The sequence below is a fragment of the Pseudovibrio sp. POLY-S9 genome, assembly GCF_001431305.1.
Classification (GTDB): domain Bacteria; phylum Pseudomonadota; class Alphaproteobacteria; order Rhizobiales; family Stappiaceae; genus Pseudovibrio.
The window spans coordinates 94,741-114,349 of the sequence record NZ_LCWX01000228.1 but is presented as its reverse complement, the minus strand read 5'-3'; the positions used below and the strand labels follow the sequence as shown (position 1 = coordinate 114,349).

19 protein-coding genes are annotated in these 19,609 nt (G+C 51.7%); 6 read left to right on the top strand and 13 right to left on the bottom strand.

Going from position 1 to position 19,609, the window contains the following annotated elements:
- Positions 1-20 precede the first annotated feature (20 nt).
- From PPL9_RS23175 to PPL9_RS23165, 3 genes are all read right to left on the bottom strand, one after another.
- A complete protein-coding gene (locus PPL9_RS23175) occupies positions 21-647 on the bottom strand; it encodes a CDP-alcohol phosphatidyltransferase family protein (protein ID WP_057464930.1) in 627 nt (208 codons plus the stop codon).
- Positions 648-800: 153 nt separating this feature from the next.
- Positions 801-1,601, bottom strand: a complete 801-nt coding sequence (locus PPL9_RS23170; RefSeq protein ID WP_057464929.1) for an ion transporter — start codon at positions 1,599-1,601, stop codon at positions 801-803.
- A 559-nt stretch (positions 1,602-2,160) separates the two neighbouring features.
- Positions 2,161-2,997: an ion transporter gene (locus tag PPL9_RS23165; protein ID WP_057464928.1), complete on the bottom strand. Its 837-nt coding sequence runs from the start codon at positions 2,995-2,997 to the stop codon at positions 2,161-2,163.
- A 247-nt stretch (positions 2,998-3,244) separates the two neighbouring features.
- Between PPL9_RS23165 and PPL9_RS23160 the strand changes: the two genes are divergently transcribed.
- Positions 3,245-3,688, top strand: coding sequence for a DUF1810 domain-containing protein (locus tag PPL9_RS23160; protein ID WP_057464927.1), 444 nt, complete (start codon positions 3,245-3,247; stop codon positions 3,686-3,688).
- Here PPL9_RS23160 and PPL9_RS23155 read toward each other — a convergent pair.
- Positions 3,685-5,637 (bottom strand): glycosyltransferase, encoded by a 1,953-nt coding sequence (locus PPL9_RS23155; RefSeq protein WP_208989575.1) that lies wholly within the window; start codon positions 5,635-5,637, stop codon positions 3,685-3,687. The two genes, PPL9_RS23160 and PPL9_RS23155, sit on opposite strands and share 4 nt — an antisense overlap.
- A gap of 361 nt (positions 5,638-5,998) precedes the next feature.
- Between PPL9_RS23155 and PPL9_RS23150 the strand changes: the two genes are divergently transcribed.
- On the top strand, positions 5,999-6,871 hold the full coding sequence (locus tag PPL9_RS23150; protein ID WP_057464925.1) for a transporter substrate-binding domain-containing protein: 873 nt from the start codon (positions 5,999-6,001) through the stop codon (positions 6,869-6,871).
- On the opposite strand, the gene PPL9_RS23145 is transcribed toward PPL9_RS23150, so the two are convergent.
- Positions 6,872-7,717, bottom strand: a complete 846-nt coding sequence (locus PPL9_RS23145) for a sterol desaturase family protein (RefSeq protein ID WP_057464924.1) — start codon at positions 7,715-7,717, stop codon at positions 6,872-6,874.
- Positions 7,718-7,849: 132 nt separating this feature from the next.
- Here PPL9_RS23145 and PPL9_RS23140 point away from each other — a divergent pair, with 132 nt between their 5' ends.
- The 3 genes from PPL9_RS23140 to PPL9_RS23135 all read left to right on the top strand — a co-directional run bounded on the left by PPL9_RS23140 (position 7,850) and on the right by PPL9_RS23135 (position 9,918).
- On the top strand, positions 7,850-8,500 hold the full coding sequence (locus PPL9_RS23140) for an alpha/beta family hydrolase (RefSeq protein ID WP_057464923.1): 651 nt from the start codon (positions 7,850-7,852) through the stop codon (positions 8,498-8,500).
- A 67-nt stretch (positions 8,501-8,567) separates the two neighbouring features.
- Positions 8,568-9,017, top strand: a complete 450-nt coding sequence (dgt, locus tag PPL9_RS34345) for a dGTP triphosphohydrolase (RefSeq protein ID WP_244273447.1) — start codon at positions 8,568-8,570, stop codon at positions 9,015-9,017.
- Entirely contained in the window at positions 9,007-9,918 is a 912-nt protein-coding gene (locus PPL9_RS23135; RefSeq protein ID WP_244273446.1) for a hypothetical protein, read from the top strand. Before dgt ends, PPL9_RS23135 begins: the two co-directional genes overlap by 11 nt.
- A 209-nt stretch (positions 9,919-10,127) precedes the next feature.
- Here PPL9_RS23135 and PPL9_RS23130 read toward each other — a convergent pair whose 3' ends face one another.
- From PPL9_RS23130 to PPL9_RS23120, 3 genes are all read right to left on the bottom strand, one after another.
- Entirely contained in the window at positions 10,128-11,114 is a 987-nt protein-coding gene (locus tag PPL9_RS23130) for an Hsp33 family molecular chaperone (RefSeq protein WP_057464922.1), read from the bottom strand.
- Positions 11,115-11,180: 66 nt separating this feature from the next.
- Entirely contained in the window at positions 11,181-12,119 is a 939-nt protein-coding gene (argF, locus tag PPL9_RS23125; protein WP_057464921.1) for an ornithine carbamoyltransferase, read from the bottom strand.
- Entirely contained in the window at positions 12,116-13,318 is a 1,203-nt protein-coding gene (locus tag PPL9_RS23120; protein WP_057464920.1) for an aspartate aminotransferase family protein, read from the bottom strand. Before PPL9_RS23120 ends, argF begins: the two co-directional genes overlap by 4 nt.
- An 803-nt stretch (positions 13,319-14,121) precedes the next feature.
- Between PPL9_RS23120 and PPL9_RS23115 the strand changes: the two genes are divergently transcribed.
- On the top strand, positions 14,122-14,682 hold the full coding sequence (locus PPL9_RS23115; protein ID WP_057464919.1) for a GcrA family cell cycle regulator: 561 nt from the start codon (positions 14,122-14,124) through the stop codon (positions 14,680-14,682).
- A 99-nt stretch (positions 14,683-14,781) separates the two neighbouring features.
- On the opposite strand, the gene PPL9_RS23110 is transcribed toward PPL9_RS23115, so the two are convergent.
- The 5 genes from PPL9_RS23110 to pstA all read right to left on the bottom strand — a co-directional run bounded on the left by PPL9_RS23110 (position 14,782) and on the right by pstA (position 19,534).
- On the bottom strand, positions 14,782-15,246 hold the full coding sequence (locus PPL9_RS23110) for a GNAT family N-acetyltransferase (protein ID WP_057464918.1): 465 nt from the start codon (positions 15,244-15,246) through the stop codon (positions 14,782-14,784).
- A gap of 77 nt (positions 15,247-15,323) precedes the next feature.
- A complete protein-coding gene (gene phoB, locus PPL9_RS23105) occupies positions 15,324-16,019 on the bottom strand; it encodes a phosphate regulon transcriptional regulator PhoB (protein WP_057464917.1) in 696 nt (231 codons plus the stop codon).
- Between the two features lie 73 nt (positions 16,020-16,092).
- Positions 16,093-16,797: a phosphate signaling complex protein PhoU gene (gene phoU, locus PPL9_RS23100; RefSeq protein ID WP_057464916.1), complete on the bottom strand. Its 705-nt coding sequence runs from the start codon at positions 16,795-16,797 to the stop codon at positions 16,093-16,095.
- Positions 16,798-16,830: 33 nt separating this feature from the next.
- Positions 16,831-17,634: a phosphate ABC transporter ATP-binding protein PstB gene (gene pstB, locus PPL9_RS23095; RefSeq protein WP_057465026.1), complete on the bottom strand. Its 804-nt coding sequence runs from the start codon at positions 17,632-17,634 to the stop codon at positions 16,831-16,833.
- Between the two features lie 52 nt (positions 17,635-17,686).
- The gene (gene pstA, locus PPL9_RS23090) at positions 17,687-19,534 is read right to left on the bottom strand and encodes a phosphate ABC transporter permease PstA (protein WP_057464915.1); all 1,848 of its coding nucleotides are present in this window, start codon (positions 19,532-19,534) and stop codon (positions 17,687-17,689) included.
- Positions 19,535-19,609 lie beyond the last annotated feature (75 nt).

The following is a 19,609-nucleotide window of genomic DNA, read 5'->3' as shown; positions in this document are numbered from 1 at the left end:
TCTTCGCAAGAGCAGCGATCTCACACCGAAGGATCTGGGTGGTTCAAAACCATATGTCGAACCATAAAAACGCGAGAAATGGCCGAAAGTGTGCAGATCGCAGCAAAAGTCCACGCAACCCATGAGAAGTAAGTGGGGAACAAGCAAAATGCGACGAAGACACCAATGGTTTCAAAGCCTTCAGCGAGCCCTCCCAGATAATAGAAGGACTTCTTGCCTCGCAATGAGGTTTGCATGCCCAACTTCTGTGCCAGCGTTGCAAATGCAAGGAATGTGGAACCGTTAATGTAAAAGCTGAAAAGTAAGGCTGCCGCAGCCAAAGCGTTCTGCTCAGGCGCGACAAAGGCAAAGGCCAGTGGGATTGCACCGTAGAAGATGAAGTCGAATGTGATGTCGTAAAACCCGCCGAGATGTGTGGACCCCGCCGCTCTGGCGATGGCACCATCCAACCCGTCTGCAAAGCGATTGAGCAAGATAAACAGTAGAGCTGTATTAAATTGCCCAGCGGCCACCGCCGCCCCCGCAGCAAGGCCAAACCCAAGCCCGACCAAGGTCACTGCATTTGCAGTAATCCCCAGATCTGCCAGCGCTTTTCCCATTCTATTGAGAGGTGGGTCTATATAGCCGCGGAGTTTTGCATCAAACATATCGTATCCTATCAGATATGCTTTTCGTCTTAGGGCTTTTTTTCCAAGGTGCCTATAACAGCCCGCTCGCAATCCACACGCGCGGTGATCAAGATTACTTCATCAGAACTTGATCATGATCTTCAGCGTAAGTAGTTCTGCCGACGGATAATCTTACTCGCGGTTTTTCCGCAATTTTTCCAGCTCAACCATGAGATCAAGTTTCAGGTCTTTTAGTTCACTCAAGACAACCTTGGTCTCTTCATGCACGTTGATACGGTCTTGCTCAATATCCTTATCGTGCTCCTGCTGCATTGCTGCAACGATTATACCGATAAACAAGTTCAGGACGGTGAAGGCGGTGCACAATATGAAGGGAATGAAGAACAGCCATGCATTGGGAAAGACCTCCATAACTGGCCGAACGATCCCCATACTCCAGCTTTCCAGTGTCATGATCTGGAACAGCGAGTAGGCAGATGCTCCGATTGAGCCAAACCATTCGGGAAACACCAAGCCGTACAAGCGCGTGGCCATTACGGAGAAGACATAAAAGACGAGAGCCATGAGCAGGACGATTGAGCCCATGCCCGGAAGTGCGAGGATCAACCCACCAATGACACTTCTCAGAGACGGGACAACCGAAATAAGCCTCAAAATCCTCAGGATCCTGAGTGATCGCAGAATGGTTGCCGGGCCGGTTGCCGGGATGACTGCAATCGTGATGATGAAGAAATCGAAGAGGTTCCATGGCCCCTTAAAGAAACCCGGACCAAACGCGATGATACGCAGTGTCAGTTCAACAACAAAAATTACAAGGATCAACTCATCAAGAAAGCGCAGTATGGGGCCGTACTTGGCAATAAGCATCTGGCTTGTATCCAAGCCAAGGACAACAGCGTTCAACGCGATTATACTTATGATTGTGAATTCCCATTCGCGGCTTTCAATGATGGATCGCAACTTCGCCCGCATTTCGACACTTGACCTCACATTTCGAATTTGGGCCCACCCTAAGTAATTATCTGATGGTTTCAAGTTGAAAGGGGCCAGCAAAATATTGACTGGTATAGATGAAGAAATCGCCAAGAACTTCAGGTAGTAGAGTCAAAACAACACTACCAAAATTAACTTATAGTTTTCATGGGCTTGATCATTTCCACAAGAACTAACAAAAAATTGCATAAATTTTGTAGAAATCGCGGGTATTGCTCAACACCAGAGCCAAAACCTCCTGAATGTATGATCTGAAGAGTTAAAAGGCTGAGGTTGACACCCGTCAAATGACCCCGGCTTGGCCATTGCAATTGCAGCTTCTCCCTCTCCTCATGCCGCTTTGGTACATGGATGATCTTGTTTAGAGCACTCTCTGCAACTCATAAAACTCTGTATGCCTACTGGCAGATACAACCTAGGCTATTTTGAGAAGCGGCAGAGACGCCTTCTGAAGGACTGCGCACCAAGTGCTGGTGTTGGTGCGCTGAGGTACCTCCATGCTGCACAAAGACCGTCGTCCACGTCCTGAGAATGCTCTCTAGGTCAACTCTGCTGTTTTCTTATGAGGGGCCTTACGATTGCGTCTCAGCTTCGTAACATCTTGCCGCAAAGTCCTGAGCTCTTTCATGATCGCATTTGCTTCCATTCGCACATAATGGTGATGCTCTTCCACATCCCTCTCATGCTCTTCCTCCATTGCTGCAACAATGACGCCGATGAACAAGTTCAGGACTGTTAATGCAGTGGTCAGAATGAACGGTATGAAGAACAACCAGGCATTCGGATAGACATCCATGACTGGGCGGACGATTGCATCACTCCACCCCTCCAGTGTCATAATCTGGAACAGAGAATAAGCAGAAGCTCCGATCGTTCCAAACCATTCAGGGAAGGTCTCGCCGTAGAGCTGTGTCGCCATGACAGAGAACACATAGTAGACCAGAGAGAGAAGCAACATGATTGAGCCCATCCCTGGCAATGCCAGGACCAACCCTCCGATCACGCGCCTTAGCGATGGGACGACCGAGATGAGCCGCAGGACTCGAAGGATTCTCAGTGACCGCAGTATCGCTGCCGGGCCAGTGGCCGGAATAAGCGCAATGCTTACGATAAAGAAGTCGAAGAGATTCCAGGCCCCTCGGAAAAAGCGGAAGCCATATGCAAACACGCGAAGAGAAATCTCAATCACGTATATGCCTACTACGATATCGTCCAATGTGCGGAGTATTGGGCCGTAATGTTGTTGAACAGTCTGGCTGGTTTCAACCCCTAAAGTTATCGCATTCAGGGCGATGATAGATATGATTGTGTATTCCCAAGCCTTACTTTCAATGATCGCACGAAGTTTTTTCGCATCGTCCACATGTCCAGACATTACGTTAGGGAATGACGATTTAAACTCTGAAACCAGTTGTTTTTATGTTTCTTCAATAACGAACTCAGAAAAACATCAGGAAAGAGAACAGTTCATTATGCTTGGGTCTAAAAATATACTTCACTCTTAGACAACTCTGAAGTTCGACTAAGCATTTTTGTTTCTGTCGTACTACTTGGAGAACCAATATGAAAGGCTGATTGGCGGAAGATAACTGCAATGATGGTGACCTGAGAGCGAGTATCAAATGATAAAAACGACCAAGGATGACATAACCCGGTTTGTAATTGCGCAGGACCCGGTTTTCTCAGAGGTGGTGCAGGAGCTCTCACAAGGCCGGAAGACCTCACATTGGATCTGGTTTATCTTTCCTCAATTACGTGAACTGGGCCGTTCCTCAACCGCGCATTTCTTTGGCATTGCCGATCTTGGAGAAGCTCAGCGATATCTTGCCTATCCTCTACTGGCCGCGCGATTACGTGGCTGCTGCGGGTTACTTCTCAAGCATACCGATCTCAGTTCCAAGCAAATTCTTGGCGAAATAGACAGCTTGAAGGTGCGCAGCTGTGCAACCCTTTTTGCATATGTTGCTGATGATCCAATAGTGTTTCATCAGTTACTCGATCAATTCTATAACGGGCAGCCGTGCAATCTCACGATAGACGCTCTCGGGTTGCCTTGGAACGCTTAGTTTCTCTTCGCTCCTATCACTATTGGGCGCTCTTTCTTTCCCCCCCGATGACGCACCATGCCATGCTCTGTTTTTCGCCAGTAATGCGGTTTTATGGCAAATTCAATGAGCGCTTTGTAAGAGGCAAAGCAGCCAAGAACCCAATAGAATGGAATGCTTGCAATCTCCCAGGACCGTGCCCGAAAGCCACGCTTTGCACTACCTTGCAGGACCGTGACAACAGTGCCACCGAGACCAAAGAGAAAACAAAACATGGCATAGATGCTGAAGGCATCAAATGCCTGCAGTCCGGTGTTGTAAAAGTTCAAAGTAAGCTTTCCAAACATGAGCGCAGTCAAGGGAGCTGCCCAAAGGCACAGCATGCCGCCAAAGAACGTTAGGAGCAGTAAAGCAAAGTTTGTCACGCCGAGTTGCTTGTAGGTCAACATTGGATGGCGCAGATGCACAGCGAGCGTTTGTATCCAACCTTTATGCCAGCGTGTGCGTTGATGGAGCCATGCTGTGAGCGTAAGCGGTGCTTCCTCAAAGGTGGAACTATTTAGCGTGCGGGTCTTAAATCCCTGCCGCGCAAACCTGACCGCCAGATCAGCATCCTCAGTCACATTAAATGGATCCCAGCCGCCAACCTTCCGCAATGCACTGACACGGAAGTGGTTGGAAGTCCCTCCCAGAGGCAGCAAAAGGTTTTTGCGGGACAAGAATGGCAGGAAGACATCGAAGAGTGCAGCGTATTCAAAGGCAAACTGGCGGACCAGCCAACTTTCTTCCGCATGATCAATGGACAATGCTGCTTGTAAGCAAGCGACATCATGGCCCTCAAGAGCAAACTGGCAGATGGCTTTTTTTAGTTGCTGTGGCTCTGGCCTGTCCTCGGCGTCAAATACCGTCACAAATTCACCTTTTGTCGCGGCAAGGCCGACGGAAAGCGCGCGAGGTTTGGTTTGAGGTTTTCCGGGTGGCAAGATGATCATCCGCATGGATTTTTTTAGCAGTTTACGGAGATTTTTCTGTGTCAGCTCATCGTCTTGCTCAACCAGAAAGATCACGTCGAGCGCGTCTTTCGGGTAATCCAACGCATCCAATCCATCGACCAGTTGGCGACAGATTGCAGACTCCTTGTAAAGAGGGACAAGGACGGTGTAGTGCGGCCATTTATCCAGCTTTGGGACCGTAAACTCTTGCCGGTCAGAATAAGTGAAAAATGACGCAAGGCGAAGCAACCCTGTGACACCGAGTGACAAAGTCAGCAGGATAAAGAGGCCCCATAAAAATGCATCAAACGCGAAGCCAGCTGCACCGAGGAAGATGATTGGTGAGACTGTCAGCAGCTTTCGTTGCGAAGGCAAAAAGCGATACACTGCCGACATTGAAACATCGTCTTGTGCCAAGGCGTTGGAGCTTGCGGTCGTTACCGTCAACGCCTTTTGGTACTGCGGTGTCACAATCACAATCTTGCTCGTGGCTTCATCGAAATATCCCAGAGCCCGCTCAAAAGCCTCGAGTTGATGACCAAGTGGGGCCGCTGCGAAGACGACCTTTTGATTAAGATCCAGTGCCGGAACGAACAAAATTCCTTCAGTTTCAAATGGCTTTAGCTTCTCATCGATTGGAGCGATTGCTGACAGGCTGCCATCAGATGCATAGCGAATGTTCATTTTGCCGGAAATTCCCCAGTAGAACACTGAGGCATCCAGAAATCCTTGTTCAATCAGGTAATTGCTGATGCACTTGTCTACCACCGAGATCCTCAACTTTGCGAAGTCAATCAAGGCATCGGAGCAATTGCATTGCAGCAGCACTTCCCGCTCCAGCGCGTTCTTCAGGCGTACAAATTCAGGAACATATCGTTCTTTGAGTGAAGGCCTGGAGACACTTTTGATAAGAGGCCCAGCCCTTTCATCAGGAGAAGGATCATCGGCAGAATGCTCCAGGGGGCTAATCGCTGTCATACGGTTTCGCAGAGCTTGCCCCGCTTCAACAGAACGTGCGCTTTCAATGCGACCAATCGATAGAGCTAAAGAGCGTAAAGTGTTCGCCTGACGCACAGAAAATGGCAGCCCGTTAGCTGCTGATATCTCGCGATATTCTTGCCCCGCCTTTGATACCGTGGCCCTTGTTATTCTAGGAGGCTCATCTTCGGTTACAGGTCTTCCCCTTACGCAGACATTCACTTAGTATCTCCTTGAGAATTTCCCGTTAGGCTTACGCTCTGTTGCAAACTGGATTGGATAACTTTTGCGTTTCCCCGTATTCTTCATATTGCTGATTTTATGTAGTGCCCAGCCGCTCATTTTCGCGGCGTCAAATGCTATGGCACAGAATGCAAATGGCTCGGATAGCTGGGAGGTTTCCCAGAGCTCTCCATTGTTGGGAGGGGGAAACAGTGGCTCGGAAATTGGAGTAAAGTCCCGATCTGATCCGTCATCGGTCGTTATCCCTTTGTTTTCTGGCGGGCAGTCTGGTCTAGCGACAACCGGCAAGGCGCCGGAGCGGATCCGTTTCATTGCTGCAGATAACTTTCCACCCTTCATTTTTCGAGATAGTGAAGAGCGTTTGATGGGTTACAATGTGGATCTTGCCCGCGAGATCTGTCAGAGCCTCAAGGCTGCCTGCAGTCTCAAGATCATTCCGTTTAACCACTTGGCCAATACGGTGTTTAATGGCGAAGCAGACGCTGTCATTGCTGGAGTGAGCATGACACCAGAAACCCTTGAAAAACTGTCATTTTCTCAGATCTACATGCGATTTCCGGGGCGCTTTGTCGTGGGCAGGAACAGCACACTGGAACCTCTGCCAGAAACATTGGGTGGAAAGCGCATTGCAGTTGTGGAAGGGTCGCGTCACGAGGCATTTTTGGAGCGGTTCTTTACAGACGCAGTTGCAGTTCCATTTGAAAATGAAGAGCTTGCCCGCAATGCTTTGTCCAGGTCAAATGTGGACGCTCTGTTTGGCGATGGGATGAGGCTGTCATTCTGGTTGGATACGCGCACTGCCGACGGATGCTGCAAGTTTGCAGGGGGACCGTGGCTGGATCCGAGCTACTTTAGCGGTGGATTGGCGATTGCAACAAAGGCAGGCAATACCAAGATGTTGAATGCGATCAATCTTGGTCTTACCCGCCTTCAATCCAACGGTCGTCTCGGGGAACTCTATCTCAGATATTTCCCGCGCGGCTTCTTCTAATCATCCTTTTTTCGGCGTGCCATCTTTATTGACACGGCTGGAAAGCCAACCTTGCGCATGCGCTAAGGCCTTGAAGGGCAACAGTAATGACCAGCCCAACTGGCGTGGCTCTTTGCCCTGAAATTCACTCAGACCAAACGTGATGTTCTCCTGACCACCCTTAGGATCATTCACATATGTGGAGAACAAACGATCCCACCAAGGGAAGTTGAAGCCGTAGTTACTATCAGTTTCGATGGGTCGGGTGGAATGGTGGATGCGGTGCATGTCTGGTGTCACGATCATCCAGCGCAAGATGCGGTCTGCTTTATCAGAGAGCTTGATGTTGGCGTGGTTGAACATGGCAGCTGCGTTGAGGACAACTTCAAAAATCACCACAGAGAGAACAGGTGCGCCGAGGAGTGCGACGACGATCACTTTCCAGAGCATGGAGACTGCAATTTCCAGCGGATGGAAGCGAAGAGCCGTTGTGACATCAAAACGTGGATCGGTGTGATGAACCTTATGCAAATGCCATAGAAACGGGACTTTATGGCTTGCGACATGCATGGCCCAGACCGCAAAATCGAGCGCAAAAAACGCGATTACGCCCGCTATAACTGGGTCAACTGCCAGCCAGTGCGCGAGACCAAACCCCTCCACCTGTGCCCAGTAAGCCGTTGATACTGCTGCAAAAGGCAAAGCGAACCGTAGCATCAGAGTGTTGATTATCGACAGGAGAAGGTTGGTTGACCATCGTCGTGGCCGCTCCTGGCTCTCTGAACGCCTTGGAATGAAGATTTCCAAGAATGCGAACACTAAGAATGCGCCCGCAAATATTCCCAGGCGAATGACGCCTTCTTCCATGATGAGTTCCGTTCAATTAGCGCGCATCTTCTACGCATTTATATTAGTTAATTTGAATATGGTGCTTATTGAAGACGGGGACAAGTAAATTTCCTGTCACTTTTGTCGTGAAAGAGGCGCTAAAATAGCTTCATGACTGAGATTTTATGGACACGTCCTGAAGGTGAGTGCCATGGCACTCTTGTGTTGGCTCATGGTGCGGGTGCGCCGATGGATGCCAATTTTATGAACCGGTTTGCGGAAGCTGCGGCTGCGAATGGCATTGCTGTTGCGCGGTTTGAGTTTGCTTACATGGCGAGGCGCCGGGAGACAGGCAAGAAGGCTCCTCCTCCGCGGGCGGACAAACTCATAGGCGAATTTCAGAGCGCTATGCAGGATATTCTTGAACAAACTCAAGGCCCTGTCCTGATTGGTGGCAAGTCCATGGGTGGGCGCGTTGCAGCTATGCTGGCCGGTGGAGAGAGCCTGCCGAAGCGTATTGCCGGTGTTGTGTGCCTCGGGTATCCGTTCCATACAGAAGCGAAGAAAGAGCTGGCGGACTGGCGGCTTGAGCCGTTGCAGAAATCCACTCGTCCTATCTTGATAGCGCAGGGTGATCGGGATCAGATGGGGCATCAGGCTGAGGTGGAAGCTGTTGATTTACCTGAGTTTGTTCGGCTTTTCTGGTTGGAGGATGGAAACCACGACCTTGCCCCGCGCGGAGCTTCTCCCGCGACCTGGAAAGGCAATATTGAACAGTCTGCCAGAGAGACCGCAGAGTTCTTTAAGTCGCTGATTTCCTGATAGTATTTTGCCCTGCACCTTGTTGTGCGGGGCTTTTTTTTGCTCGATTTATTGCGGAGTGGTTGAAGTGAGTGATGCTGTTTGGACGGCGCGTCAAAGCGGTTGGGTTCCCAAGTCAGATGATGCGCGGACACCCTATGACGTGGATTATGCCCGCATCGTTCATTCTCATGCCTTTCGCCGCCTGCAGGGGAAAACCCAGATCCTCAATCTGGGTGACAGCGACTTTTATCGCACGCGCCTAACGCATACGCTGGAAGTGGCGCAGATCGCTTCGGGCATTACCCGGCAGTTCCGGGCGTTCTTCAAGGATCATCCGGCTTACGATTACATCCCTGAGGAAAGCCTCGTAAAAACAATTAGTTATTGCCATGATATTGGCCACCCGCCATTCGGGCATGGGGGTGAAGTGGCGCTGAATTACTGCATGCGCGATGCTGGTGGCTATGAAGGCAATGGCCAGACCCTGCGCATTGTTTCAAAGCTGGAGAAAATGTCGGAGAAGCATGGGGCTTGATCTGACGCGGCAGGCATTGCTTGGCATGATGAAGTATCCGGTGGCGTTCTCAAAGGTCCATAATCCTGAGTTATCCCCGCGGCTTAACCCCAACACCTCGACTGTGCGCCTGATTGACCAGAAGCGCTCTGCTCCGCCCAAGTGTTTTATGGATGGGGAACAAGAGATCGTCGACTGGGTGCTGGAACCACTCTCTGAGCGGGATCGCTCACTGTTTTGCAGCTTTACGCGCAAGGACAGTAAGCACGGGAAATCTCGTTTTAAATCATGGGATTGTTCCATCATGGATCTGGCCGATGACATTGCCTATGGGGTCCATGACTTTGAAGATGCAATTGCTTTGGAGCTGGTTCGGGAAGAGCAGTTCCGGGAGGATATCTCTGCAGACGTTTGCGCGGCATTTTTGGATGATCTGATCGAGAGCAATCCGAAGAAATATTCTGGCAATGCCTACGAGCAAATGATTGCCGGGCTGTTCGGCAATGCTAATCGGCGAAAACAGTTCATCGGAAAGCTGGTTCACTTCTTCATTGTGGCTGTTCAGATCAAGGCGCAGGAGGCTTTCAGCGAACCGCTCTTGAAGTACAAAGCTGTTCTGCCAGAAGGGCATGCCAAGGTGTTGGATGCGCTGAAAAGCTTTGTTTTTAAACGGGTTATTCAGGCTCCGAATGTTCAGCATCTTGAGTTCAAAGGGCAGACTATGGTGGTGGCTGTCTTTGAGACGCTTATGAGTGAGCCCAAGGCGTTCTTGCCGGAAGAGATTTATGCGGACTTCGTTGAGGCTGAAGACGGTTCACGGATCGTCTGTGATTACGTGGCAAGTATGACGGACATGATGCTTTTAAAAACCTATGACCGGTTGTTCAGCCCACGCATGGGGTCGATCTTTGACCGTGTGTAGTTGCGGTTCTCATTCAATATCAATGAGTTAAAGAAAAACGCTACCAGTGATTTTCTGACAGCGTTTTTTTGTGCGTTGGTTTGCGTTTTTTACGCTTTTCCTGAGCTGTTGTGTCATTCAGCATTCATGTTCATTCACACTGCCTGCCACAACTTTTTATCTGAGCGAATTCTTGTCGCTTGATTGAATCCAAACAAGCGGAACGCGCTTTAGTCTTCGAACACTTTGTTCGCGTCCAGCTCATAATCCTTGGAGCAGAAGTCGCACTTGATGTGGACGGTTCCTTCCGCCTTCATCTCAGTTTTGTCTGCCTCAGAAAAGTTCTGCATCATGGCGGTGATCTTTTCTTCCGAGCAGGTGCATTTATCTGCCATCAACTGCGGGGAGAAGACGGATGCACCACGTTCGTGGAACAAGCGGTACAGAAGACCTTCGACAGTCAGGCTTGGATCGATGAGCTCATCATCTTTTACGGTCTCGACCAGCGAGCGCGCTTCGACCCATGCGTCGTCTTCGTCAATCTCGTGAGCTTCATGTCCTTCCGGTGCATCTCCCGGATGGATGTCGGCCTGTTTGAGACGATCCAGAGACTGAGGCAGGAACTGAACCATGATGCCGCCGGCAGCCCAGGAATGATCAGCGCCACCCTCTTCGGCTTTGGTCAACACTTCAGCCACGCCAAGGCGGACGAATGTCGGGATCTGCTCTGACTTCTGGAAGTACTCGTGAGCAGCCTCTTCCAGGGTGGTGCCGTTCAGGACCACGATACCCTGATAGCGACTGGTGTGTGCGCCCTGATCAATGGTGAAGGCCAGATGGCCTTTGCCGAGCAGGTGGTCTGGTTTGAAACCATCTTTGGCTGCAACTTCGGCGACCTTGTCTTCGCTGAACTGCGCCATAGCACGCAGCCCGTCAGGCGCGTTGAAATCAACAACGAGCGTGGAGACTGCACCGTCGGTCTGGGCTTGCAAGGTCAGGCGACCTTCGAATTTGAGGGTACTGCCAAGCATGGCTGTCAGGACAATTGCCTCTGACAGCAGCTTGTTGACTGGCGCAGGGTACTTGTGCCGCGCCAGCATAGAGTTCAGCACCGGCCCCATATTGATAACCCGACCGCGAACGTCCAATGCTTCAACAGCAAAAGGAACAACAGCGTCAACGCCAGCGGCGGTCGGTTGAGCAGGTGTATTTGTCATCTTGTTCTTTTATCCTTACACATATCTTTGTCTGAAAACCGGAAAACCACTTTTCAGCGATATGCTTTATCCTTCAGGCAAAGCACCCATGCACCACGCCATAATGCCTTTTTGGGCGTGGAGTCGGTTTTCTGCCTCGTCGAATACCACAGAATGCGGGCCGTCGATCACCTCATTTGTCACTTCTTCCCCACGATGCGCAGGCAGGCAGTGCATAAACAAAGATGAATCGTTGGCTTCGCTCATCAAGCGTTCATTGACCTGATAAGGAGCCAGCAGGTTATGACGCGTTTGTGCTTCGTCATCTCCCATGGACACCCAGCAATCGGTGATAACACAATCACTGTTTTTCACAGCAGCAAACGGGTCGTCTGTCACGACGAGTTCAGCACCGGATGTATAGGCCTTTTCGATCCATTCAAGAGGTACTGTCAGTTCATTTGGTGCGGCGACGTTAATTTTAAAGTCAAACTTTGCTGCCGCTTCGATCCAAGAGTAAAGAACGTTATTGCTATCGCCCACCCAGGAAACGGTTTTACCCTTAATGCTTCCGCGGTGTTCTTCGAATGTCATGATGTCGGCCATGATCTGACAAGGATGCGAAACCTTGGTCAGGCCGTTGATGACCGGCACGGTAGCGTACTCTGCCAGTTCTCTCACAGCATCATGGTCCAACATACGGATCATGATCATGTCCACAAAGCGGGACAGCACGCGGGCGGTATCTGGAATGGACTCGCCGCGGCCAAGCTGCATCTCTGCGCCTGTCAGCATCAGGGTTTCGCCGCCCAGTTCCCGCATGCCCACATCAAAGGAGATGCGGGTTCTGGTGGAAGGCTGCTCAAAGACCATGGCGAGCACTTTGCCTGCCAATGGCCCCTGCCCGCGATGAACGCCATTGCGGGTGGCTTTGATCTGATTGGAGACCTGCATAATCTGGCGAAGGTCATCACCGGAAAAATCGCTGATATCGAGAAAGTGCTGTGGTTTTGTCATAGTGGTCATTTGGCAGTCTCGGCAGTTTTCAGCTCGGTTTCCACATCCGCAGCAGCGGCTTCGATTTTTTGGACGAGCATGTCAATTTCTTCAGCGGTAATGATCATTGGTGGCATAATACGGAGCACGTTGTCTCCGGCACCAACTGGCAGCAGGCCGTTATTGCGCATGTGTGCCAGCACTTGTGTGTTCGGCACTTTGCATTTCAAGCCAAGCATCAGGCCTTCACCGCGCACCAGCTCAAACACATCACTGTGCTGATCAACAGCGCAGGCCAGCTTCTGTTTCAGCTGCAAGCCTTTTTCCTGCACAGCTTCCAGAAAACCCGGTTCCAGAACCGTTTCCAGAACAGCATTCCCAACAGCCATCGCCAGCGGGTTGCCGCCGAAGGTGGTGCCGTGAACGCCAGGAACCATGCCACTGGCCGCTTCATTGGTTGCGAGGAACGCCCCCATTGGGAAGCCGCCACCGATGCCTTTTGCAATCGCCATCAGATCCGGTGCAACGCCTGCCCACTCATGGGCAAAGAGTTTGCCGGTTCTGCCAACGCCTGTCTGGATCTCATCGTAGATCAGCAACAAGTCATTCTCATCACAGATCTGGCGCAGACCTTTCAGGAAGGCCGAGTCCATGGTGCGGATACCACCTTCACCCTGAACCGGCTCCAGCATGATGGCTGCAGTTTCCGGTCCGACCATCTTTTTAACCGCGTCCAGATCACCAACAGGCACCTGATCGAACCCTTCTGGCGCGGGGCCGAAGCCTTCGAGGTACTTTTGCTGGCCACCAGCGGCGAGCGCTGCCATGGTTCTGCCGTGGAACGCATTTTCAAAGGTGATAATGCGGTTCTTTTCCGGATTGCCCTTGGCAAAGTGATAGCGCCGTGCGGCCTTCATGGCCCCTTCTGTTGCTTCCGTCCCGGAGTTGGTGAAGAACACAACATCAGCAAAGGTGTTGTCTGTCAGCAGCTTTGCAAGCTTCTCACCCTCTGGAATTGTATAGAGATTGGTGACGTGCCACAGCTTTTCAGCCTGAGACTTGAGCGCCTCAACGAGCTTTGGGTGTGCATGACCCAAGCCGGAGACGGCAATACCCGAGGCACAATCCATGTATCGTCGACCATCAGCCGCAATCAGCCAGACACCTTCCCCACGCTCGAACGCGAGGTCTGAGCGTGCATAAGTCTGCATTAGCGACGAAGTCGTCATTTCTTACTCCTCATGGATTGAGCTTTCTCGATATGCTCAAAAGTCCTGGTTGCTACAAAAACAAAAAAACGCCTTGTGGCGTTTTGAAACTAAGAGAAGCGACATATAAACCGCGTTCCCTCAGGGCAGTCAATAACACGTATTGCCAGCAATACCTTACTCCCGTTCAGGAATTGGCTGCCAGCCTTGTGTCTCTCCCTCTGGTGCAGCTTAAACAGGCTACTACCGGAAGAAGCATGCATTGTGGCATTTTTAGAGGATAGAGTAGAGATTAAATCCCATGCTCTATGACCAGTTTTTTTCCACGGTTCTTAAGGTTTATTCAATACACCTCTAGCGTGTACTACGGCATATGAGAGAGGAGTGCGCTTAGTTCTTGTGTTATGCAATTTGTAGTTTACTAGTGTTTTTTACTAGTTGTTTTTCAGTGGTAAATATATGTATTAAATATCAACGGGGTAACGCTATCAGCTCTTACTTTGTGTTGGAAAGAATGCGGTGGAACTTGGTTTAACAAACAGCTCCTATTCTTTAGATTGATAATCTTCTCCCACCACAAGAAGGCTGTTATAGGTAAGTAGTAGTACGGCAATTCTGGGGAAAACCAGAGTCTTCCCCACCTCAATTCTTTGAGGTTATTGCTCGTATCAACGCCCATATAGTACTGTGTGACAAGAGTTATACACCATCTCGTAGTTACTGAACGCTGCAAGCACACACGCTCAGGTAAGCGGCACTTTCGGATGCGTCCGAACTGAGCGAATGCTGTTTTGCGCGCCACTGAAGGAAGACGGGGCCCTTTAATGAGCTGGACAGCAGAACGTGTAGAGTTACTAACCAAACTTTGGGCAGACGGGTTAAGCGCCAGTCAAATCGCGGGGGAACTTGGCAATGTAACCCGTAATGCGGTGATTGGTAAGGTTCATCGCCTTGGTCTTTCAGGTCGCGCCAAATCGGGAGGTGGTGCAACCAAAACGAGAAAGGCACCTGCCCCAGCGGCAAGGGTCGTCACCTCAACCAAACCAACAGTGGCTGAAGCGATTGCAGCTGTTGCGCCTTCTCCAAGTCCCCGACAAATTCAGCCAACGATAGCCGGTGCCAACGCCCTTAAAGTTGAACCGATTGAAGCTATCCAACCAGAAATTTCTCCAGTCCCAACCTCCGATCTCTTTATTCCGGTTTCAGAGCGCGCCTCCATCCTGACATTGAATGAGCGCACCTGTAAGTGGCCGATTGGTGATCCGAGTTCTGATGACTTCTATTTCTGTGGTCGCCAGTCAGATGCAGGCACACCTTATTGTGCGCATCACCGCAGCATTGCCTATCAGCCCGTCAGCGACCGCCGCAACCGCCGCGCAAGCTAATCTGAGCTGAAAAAGCAACGTATTGAGCCGGGTCCAAAGCCCGGCTTTTTGCTGTTTGCGTGTCGTCTTGATATGGCGCTTGTCGCTCTGGCCTGAGAACTAGTGAGCTTTAAAGGTTTGGCGGGTGACGGCGCCCCAGTATGGGTCCGTATAGTTTTCTTCCAAAAACTGACCTGAGGTGTAGGTGTTGATAACGGAACGCCAAAAGGCAATGGCCTGATCAGCGCCTTCAATCTGCTTGATCTGCCAGTTACCGGACATTTGATCAAACAACGCAGCGGCAAAACGCTGTCCCAGTTTATGTCTGCGGAACACTGGCACCACGTAAAACTCGCAGACTTCAAAGTCGTGATGATCTTGCTGCTTGATTGCAGCTAACCCGGCGGGGATATCATCATTTAAAGCCAGATAGCCGGTGATGTTGCCTTCAAGGAGCGTGTCTTTGGCAAACAAACCATCCGCGTTTGGATGTTTGTGTGTGAGAGGTGAGAACTCTGCCTCGTAGGCCTGACAGAGATTGTCGTAGATATGAGCGGTCGCTCGATCAACCGTCTTGATTATCATTTGTTATCCGCATTGTTTTTTGTCTGCACCTCTGGAAGGGAGATGCAGTTTCACAATGCGCATATAGCAGAGATCAATTACCCAACAGCGAACTGGTCGTTGAAAGCGTATCCGGCGCCGCGGACGGTGCGGATCGGGTCTTTCATGCGGCCTTTGTTGATGGCTTTGCGCAGGCGGCCTACGTGGACGTCCACAGTGCGCTCATCTACGTAAACATCATGGCCCCAGACACCATCCAGCAGCTGTTCACGGGAGTAAACGCGGCCAGGTGCGCTCATGAGGAACTCCAGCAGGCGGTATTCTGTGGGGCCGAGGTGGATTTCGCGGCCTGTTCTGCGCACGCGGTGGGTTTCGCGGTCGAGCTCGATGTCGCCAGACTTAAGCATTGTGGAAACAACTTCTGGCAATGCACGGCGGAAGATCGCACGAACACGGGCCATAAGTTCCGGAACGGAGAACGGTTTGACGACATAATCGTCAGCCCCGGTTGCCAGACCGCGGATGCGCTCGGATTCTTCGCCGCGCGCTGTGAGCATGATAATCGGCATGCGCTCGGTTTCTGAGCGTGCCCGCAAACGACGGCAGAGCTCGATGCCAGAGAGGCCCGGAAGCATCCAGTCCAGCAGCAGCAGGTCCGGCTGGCTTTCCTGTAGGAGGAGTTCCGCCTCATCTCCTCTTGCGCACACGTCAACAGTGTAGCCCTCTGCTTCAAGGTTATAGCGCAGCAGCAGGCTTAGCGGTTCTTCGTCTTCTACAATCAGTATCTTAGGCATATTAAAGTGCTCTCTTTGCACCTTCTCTTATAAAGCAATTGCGTGTGTTCTGCTCGTTATAAGTGAACACACTCTACACGGTTGTGCTCTGCGCCAGCTCGTCCGTCTTTGGACGATCTGTTGGAAGGTGGCTTCCGGAGATCATGTAGTAGATGTTTTCTGCGATATTGGTTGCATGATCACCGATGCGCTCAATATTCTTTGCGCAGAACAACAAGTGCGCGCACATGGTGATGGAGCGCGGGTCTTCCATCATGTAGGTGAGCAGCTGGCGGAACAGGCTGGTGTAAAGCGCATCCACTTCGTCATCGCGAACATGTACGCGTTGGACAACCTCGAGATCACCAGAGGTGTAGGCGTCCAGAACGGCTTTGAGCTGTTCCAGAGCCAGATCAGACATGTGCTCAACACCAACAGCGAGCTGCTTGTTGTTGAACTCAGATTCAATCGCCAGTGTTCGCTTGCCGATGTTCTTGGCCATGTCGCCAACGCGCTCCAGATCGTTGGAGATGCGCATGGCGGCGATGATGTCGCGCAGATCGCTTGCCATTGGCTGGCGGCGTGCGATCACGGAGATGCACAGCTCTTCCAGCTCGGCCTGCATGTTGTCCAGGCGCTGGTCGGCGGCGATGGTGCGGGTTGCCAGTTCGCGGTCCTGTCTCAGCAGTGCAGTGACAGCGTCGTGAACCAGGGTTTCTGCCAGTCCGCCCATTTCAACGACACGTCCGGCCAGTTCTTTCAGCTCTTCATTGAAGGAAGAGACAATATGATCTTTCATCGGATATCTCCTTAGAGTACCGCTCTTTTATTTTTAACCAAAACGGCCTGTGATGTAATCCTGCGTGCGCTGGTCTTTTGGGTTGGTGAAGATATCGTTGGTCAGCCCCTCTTCCACCAGATTACCCAGATGGAAGAACGCGGTGCGCTGGGATACACGTGCGGCCTGCTGCATGGAGTGGGTTACGATAACAATGGTGTAGTTCTGGCGCAGTTCGTCCATCAGCTCTTCCACTTTTGCAGTGGCAATCGGGTCGAGCGCAGAACACGGCTCATCCATCAGGATCACTTCCGGAGACACAGCGATTGCGCGCGCGATGCACAAGCGCTGCTGCTGACCACCGGAAAGGCCTGTGCCCGGCTCGTCCAGACGGTCTTTCACTTCTTCAAACAAACCTGCACGCTGCAGGGAACTTGCGACGATATCTTCCAGATCCGACTTACCTTGTGCCAGACCGTGGATGCGTGGGCCGTAGGCCACGTTCTCAAAGATTGATTTTGGGAACGGGTTGGGCTTCTGGAACACCATGCCAACACGGGCCCGCAGTTCCACCACATCAATGCGCGGGTCATAGACATCGTCATTATCGAGGAGAATATCGCCTTGCACGCGGCAGATGTCGATGGTGTCGTTCATGCGGTTCAGACAGCGCAGGAAGGTGGACTTGCCGCAACCGGACGGGCCGATCAGCGCGGTCACCTGATTTTTGCGGACATCCAGATCGACACCATGAAGGGCCTGCTTGTCGCCGTAAAACACTTTTACATCGCGGCCACGCATCTTGAGTGTTTCGCCTTCAGCTGAAACGGCTGGAGGGGCGCTCATTGTTGTATCCATTGCACTCTCGGTGTCTGTGGTCATTTCCAATGCCATGATCTTGCCTTTCAAATCACCAGCGGCGCTCAAAACGTTTACGAAGGACGATTGCGATTGCATTCATCGAGATCAGGAAGCCGAGCAGCACCATGATCGCGGCAGAGGTTTTCTGCTGGAAGGCAGGTTCCGGGAAGTCTGCCCACATGAAGATCTGAACTGGCAGCACGGTAGAGGGATCAACCGGACTTGCCGGGATATCTACAATGAAGGCCACCATGCCGATCATGAGAAGCGGTGCGGTCTCACCCAGTGCCTGCGCCATACCGATGATGGTTCCGGTCAGGATGCCCGGCATTGCCAGTGGCAGCACATGGTGGAACACAGCCTGCAAGCGGGAGGCCCCGACGCCGAGTGCGGCTTCGCGGATGCTTGGCGGCACTGCCTGAAGCGCTGCGCGGGAGGCGATGATGATGGTTGGCAGGGTCATGAGCGCCAGCACCATACCGCCGACAACGGGCGCCGATCTCGGCAATCCAAAGACGTTGAGGAACACTGCCAGACCAAGCAGACCGAAGACGATCGATGGCACGGCTGCCAGGTTGTTGATGTTCACCTCAATCAGATGTGTCCAGCGGTTCTTTGGTGCGAACTCTTCCAGATAGATTGCAGCGGACACACCAATTGGAAACGAGAGGGACAGGGTAACGAGCATGGTCCAGAAGGAACCAACGGCTGCGCCCCAAATGCCTGCCATCTCCGGCTCACGGCTCGCGCCGGACTTGAAGAAGATAGAGTTCCACTCGTTTGCAACAGTGCCTTTGGAGACCAGATAATCGGTGTAGGCGATTTCTTTGTCTGAAAACTTGCGGAAACTTTCTGGCGTTTCCAGCTCTTCAACGCCCCACTGGCCAGCAGGCACGGCAGCATCCGTAGACAGCGGAATAAAGGCTGTTCCGGTGACGCTGGTTGGTGTCACCTTTTCTGCTTTAATGGTTCCGCCGTTCACCTCTACAAAGAAACTTGGCATGTTGGCGTTGAGTGTGCCGCCCGTGCCAATGTTGGCAAGGTGGCCATGCAGAGTAACCAGTTCAGCTTTTTGCTTTTCCAGTGCGTTTATGATCTTGACCAGAGCGGCTTTGTTGCCTTCAACCTCAGAGGTCAGGCGCTGTGCAACGAGAGGGTCTTTCTCATTGGCCAAGCGGGTCTCCAAGCCAGCGATCTTGGTTTTCACGCTGATTTCTGATCGGCCACGCGCTTCGATCTTGCCTGTCAGCAGTTCGATTTCACGATCATAATAGGTCTTCAACGCCGCAAGGATCTGCTCAAACTCAGGCTTCTGCGCGGTGATGGTCACCTGACCGTCCGTGCCGGAAACTGTTGCTGCGCTTGAGGTGACGATCTCGGTTTTCTTTGTGATCAGACCTTTGACATAAAGGTCGGCAAAGTCGGAGAGAGGGATCGCAACCGGGCCAGTCCCACCCAGTATGGATGGATCGGCTATTGCTTGCTTTTGCAGCGTGACATTGGCACCGGAGGACACCAGAGAATAAAGCACACGGCGGTTTTTCCGGTCGGAAGCGAATGGCAATTCTGCCTTCAGTCCGTCGCGAATGATTTTGTTGTAACTTGCGCCAGCCGGATTGGCTGGATCGACCTTTTCTGCGCTCAGATTGAGCGGCACGCTTACGTAGTTGTAAGTGAAGGCAGGCAAGCCTGAGCCGACAATTGTGAAGAGCAGCAGAACCAGAAATGTTGCGGCCAGTGCGATGGCACCCATGCCGTAAGCCTTGAAGCGCGCTTCCATGCTGTAGCGCTTTTTCAGGCGCTTGCGAGCTTCGTCTGTCGTATGGACGCCGGAAGGAATGCCTTTGACACGCCCGCCAATGGCAGAACCGGCAGTGTCCTGAGCGATATCAATCATACTGTTCCCTATATTTCTTCACGACGCGCAGAGCGAAGATGTTCAGAGCAAGTGTGATGCAGAAGAGGAGAAGAC